The sequence below is a fragment of the Sphingobacterium sp. UBA6317 genome (assembly GCF_002440385.1).
Classification (GTDB): Bacteria; Bacteroidota; Bacteroidia; order Sphingobacteriales; family Sphingobacteriaceae; genus Sphingobacterium; species Sphingobacterium multivorum.
The window spans coordinates 1-4,122 of the sequence record NZ_DJTD01000037.1; the positions used below are offsets into that span (position 1 = coordinate 1).

4 protein-coding genes are annotated in these 4,122 nt (G+C 36.5%); 1 reads left to right on the forward strand and 3 read right to left on the reverse strand.

What is annotated here, in order from left to right; genetic code table 11:
- Nucleotides 1-536 precede the first annotated feature (536 nt).
- The 3 genes from B3E92_RS11455 to B3E92_RS11465 all read right to left on the reverse strand — a co-directional run bounded on the left by B3E92_RS11455 (nt 537) and on the right by B3E92_RS11465 (nt 2,989).
- Complete coding sequence (locus B3E92_RS11455; RefSeq protein WP_286896761.1) at nt 537-962, reverse strand: SMI1/KNR4 family protein; 426 nt, start codon at nt 960-962, stop codon at nt 537-539.
- A 400-nt stretch (nt 963-1,362) separates the two neighbouring features.
- Nucleotides 1,363-2,505: a cysteine desulfurase family protein gene (locus tag B3E92_RS11460; protein ID WP_286896764.1), complete on the reverse strand. Its 1,143-nt coding sequence runs from the start codon at nt 2,503-2,505 to the stop codon at nt 1,363-1,365.
- Between the two features lies 1 nt (nt 2,506).
- A complete protein-coding gene (locus B3E92_RS11465) occupies nt 2,507-2,989 on the reverse strand; it encodes a hypothetical protein (protein WP_286896767.1) in 483 nt (160 codons plus the stop codon).
- A gap of 790 nt (nt 2,990-3,779) precedes the next feature.
- On the opposite strand from B3E92_RS11465, the gene B3E92_RS11470 reads away from it, so the two are divergent.
- A complete protein-coding gene (locus B3E92_RS11470; RefSeq protein ID WP_286896771.1) occupies nt 3,780-3,971 on the forward strand; it encodes a hypothetical protein in 192 nt (63 codons plus the stop codon).
- The last annotated feature ends 151 nt before the right edge of the window (nt 3,972-4,122 follow it).

Sequence of the window (4,122 nt, forward strand, 5' to 3'; positions counted from 1 at the left end):
AATAAAACAACTCAGGCACATCTGTATCAAAACGAAGTATAAGGGCGTCAATGCACGCTTCCTTGATCTCATCGGCAAGTACACCGAATGCCAGTTCCCACACTCCCTGAGATTTCCTGAAAATATAAAAAGCAAGACCATTTTTGTTGTAAAGATGATAATCTTTCATGCCCATGCTTTTATCATGCACGGTAATTTGAGCGTACATCACCCGATTTCGGCAAAAGATTTCTAGGGGTTTCACTCTATAATATTACTAATATTATTAGTAATATTATGTACGGTAAAGATATTTAGGCTTTCTCATTTTTTATATACAATTGGATCGATGAAGCCTCTTATAGCCCGATAATAGCATCGCACAAATTGCCTGGACGTGTTAATTGAGAGTATTTATGATACGATTGTACATCTCCTCCATCTTCTTCTCATAGCTGGTAGAGCGACCGCCAAAGAAATCGACATAACTCGCTCCTATATCAGCCCCACTATTGCCAATACGATTCGGGTCTCTGACGCTCTTCACGAAATAAGTTTCATTTGAACCATTCTTGTCCGTTGTCTAATCGTTGTAAAAAGTCAGTAAAAGAGATTCCTATTTCAATATGATATTGTTTATCCAAATCAATAAAAGGCGTAAGTACTACCCTAATTGAATTGTCAACTGTCTGTTCAATTGCAATAAATTCACTACTTCCATTTCCGCCAATTGCCAAAGTCTTTGGAAGGTTCTCAAAAATTTGATAGTCGGTATTGGCTCCAATTAATTCGTCAATGTCCCAAAGTCTCACGAACTCTGATCCTATAAACCGTTCAAAACCCGAGTAATTCTGTAAAAAAAATAAGTAATCGTTAGGAAGATTGAAGCTCAAAATTGTTTGTATTTGTTCAATTTTTGTTTTGGCTTTTTGAGGACGTTTTGGACAATTATATTTCAATAATAGTTCATTGACTGTTTTCATATTCTAAGTTACCATTTTTTGTAAAGTTCTATTTTTCTGTTGTCATATTTTCGAGTCCTGAAAAAACTTTACAGATCAGAAAATGCTTTCTTATAGCTTTTGGAAGGTTGGAATTGGTAGTGGTATGCTGATTTAATAGGCTTATAGTTATTAGCTTTCAAGATTATTATAAATTTTAATGCTAAAAAATTGGTTTGGAGGTCGTAATGTCTACGAGAAACCGTAGCTGATTTAACTAAGCAGTTTTAATAAGACAATAAAGTAAACAACATGGGCTCCCTTGTTAATTGTCAAGGAAGGCCATGTTGGCTAAAGTTTCGCTTTGTCACCAAATTTAATCGGTTTGAGACATTCAAGTGTTGCAAAGATCATTAGATTTTGAGATAATTTTATTCAAATCCTAATTTCGCTGTAGCGATTTATTATTGTGCAATTGGTTTATGATCTCGCTTACAGCTTCCACAGTTTGTCCGATTTCTTCTGCTGTAGTGAAACGCCCTAAACTAAATCGTAGTGCATTAAATGCCTCATCTCTACTCAATCCCATAGCTTGAAGTACAGGAGAAGGTGCTGCTTCAAAATAACTGAGTACTGAGCAGTTGGAAACACATATATTATCGAGTTTTTGAACAATATTTTCGCTGTTAATACCATCAAAACGTATTGTACATGTTGTATAGATCCTGTGTGTTTTAGAACCTATTAACTTCGCTCCTCCGATTTCTAATAATTGTTGTTCTAAGATATCTCGTAGTTTTCCGATGCGCTCTTCATCTTCATTCATCTGCGAAGCTGCGAGTTCAGCGGCTTTGCCCATACCAACGATACCCGGCACATTAAGTGTACCACTTCTCGCCTCCCCTTCATGTCCCCCAGAAAAGATAAGCGGTTTCATAGGTACCTTGGGACTAAAATAAATACCGCCTATACCCGTTGGTCCATAAAATTTATGGGCAGAGAATGTGAGGATATCTATAAATGATCGTGCGAGAACAGGGAGTTTTCCGACAGATTGGCTTCCATCGGTCATAAAAAAGGCGTCATGAGCATGTGTTATTTCCGCAATTCGCTCTATGTCCTGAATCACACCAGTATCATGGTTGACATGCATCACACATACTAAAGCTGTAAGAGGTGTAAAGGCCCGCTCTAGTTCTTCAAGGTCTATCAATCCGTCGCTATCGACAGAAAGGTAAGTAACCGCAATACCTTTGGTCTCAAGATACCGGCAGGTATCCAAAACTGTGGGATGCTCTGTCTGTACAGTTATAATATGTTGTTTCCCGGGCCTCAATAATCCACGTAATCCCATATTGATAGCTTCAGTAGCACCAGCTGTAAAGAAAATATCTTCTGCATTGGTATCTATAAGATCAGCAATCTGTCTCCTACTCTTCTCGACCGCAGTATCTAAATATTTGCCTAGTTTATGACGACTTGCTGCGTTACCATACTTGTCTGTCAAATAGGGCATCATTTCGTCTAAGACCCTAGGATCCATTGGAGTGGATGCATTGTTGTCAAGATATATAATTTTGTCCATGTTAGTCGATTTGTCTTGCGTCATTCTTTTCATCCTCATCATACGTTTTGAGCATATAATCTTTTCCAAGGTTGCCTTTAAAAACTTTTACTTCGGCAGTCGTTGGCGGATGCGGAAAATCACCTTCCCATTTCAAAAAAAATAAATTCATCCAACGAGTTCCCCATTCTCTGTTCTCAAATATGGCATCGTTATAATTTCCTCCAAAAGTAATTACCCAGGATGGTAGCCCCACCTCAGCACGTTCCCATTTAACGACTTGCCGCGCATTAAAAATGTTTATAAGAGATAGCAGCCCGTAGGAATAGACTGTTGAAAAGAGAAAAATAGCGCCTACATAAAAGAATTTCGAAAGTGCTTTGGGAATAACGATTTTTTTTAACCCGATTAAGTTACTAATGGTTACCATCACAACTCCACCCAACATAGCCGCCCATGGCAGAAAGTACCAATCATCTTTCAGATGAACTTGATCATATAGCATAAATGCAAATTCTAGCACTATAACAAAAGTTAATAATCCCAACCCAGATTTGTTGATGAAATATTCAGTCCGCCAATTTATAAAAAAAAGAACTAATATTAATCCAGAAAACAGTCCATACAACAAAGCTGTATATTGATTAAAAAACATAAAACCTGTACTGTAAAAAATGAGAACTAATAACAAACCGATTAAAACTAATCCATCGAATTTCTCGTTTAAATAAGTGCTAAGCTTTTGTATAATACGCATAAATTAGGCTTTTGGTTAACCTTACACGCCTAAGATTAGCCGCATAGGATAAATAACATTAGTTTAAAGATAAGCATTATTCACCAATACTTAATAAGATTAAGGAGTAATTATTTGTATTGTTACATAAATCCGATTATTCAAATAACAATGTACACATAATAGTCTTAGATTCTGGAGGAATCAATGCAAAACCATTTAAAATGCGGTACATTCTATGGCAAAAATAACAGATATTAATCGAGGAGATTTGTTAACATTCAAAGCCGCTGACAATAAATATAAAATGTTGCTTTGTACGAGTACGCGCAAGGACAGAAGTCCGCAATAGTTTACTTTCGCGGCATTGACCTACGACAGTTTCGAAAAACCGACGACTTCAAACATTAATAATATCGAATTCTTTGGAATAGGAAATAGAAAGTGTGAATACTTCAAATATTCTGATAATGAACTTGATAAAATGTGGTCAATTCATCCTGAGACTCGGCCATACTTTTTAGGTTCATACGGATTTTTAATTTTCCGAAAAGACTTTATGAAGTTTCGAGACAATTTTGAAATTATTGGTACTTTAAATGTTATTGACCACCTCGACAAAAACGGGAATGGTAGTATGAATATAAGTAACTGGGAATTAATCAAGGATTTTTTTGCAAATAGAATTAATTCCGTTATGCCCGACAGAGGACAGAAAACTTTTAAGGTAGGTGCAATTATTAAAGATTGAGGAAAGACAGCTTACCACAACCGACTTGGCAAAACAGCTCCACTTTCGTATCTTCAATATGGCTACGTTACTTCGCAAAGTCGCCGCTCTACATATACAATGCTAAAAACTACCATACATACATTCAACGACCTTGACAAATGGTTGTCCG

Bases quoted from the DNA above. Each gene is read 5' to 3' on its own strand.
- B3E92_RS11460 (WP_286896764.1), bottom strand. From the start codon at position 2,505: ATGGACAAAATTATATATCTTGACAACAATGCATCCACTCCAATGGAT.
- B3E92_RS11465 (WP_286896767.1), bottom strand. From the start codon at position 2,989: ATGCTATATGATCAAGTTCATCTGAAAGATGATTGGTACTTTCTGCCA.
- B3E92_RS11455 (WP_286896761.1), bottom strand. From the start codon at position 962: ATGAAAACAGTCAATGAACTATTATTGAAATATAATTGTCCAAAACGT.
- B3E92_RS11470 (WP_286896771.1), top strand. From the start codon at position 3,780: ATGAAGTTTCGAGACAATTTTGAAATTATTGGTACTTTAAATGTTATT.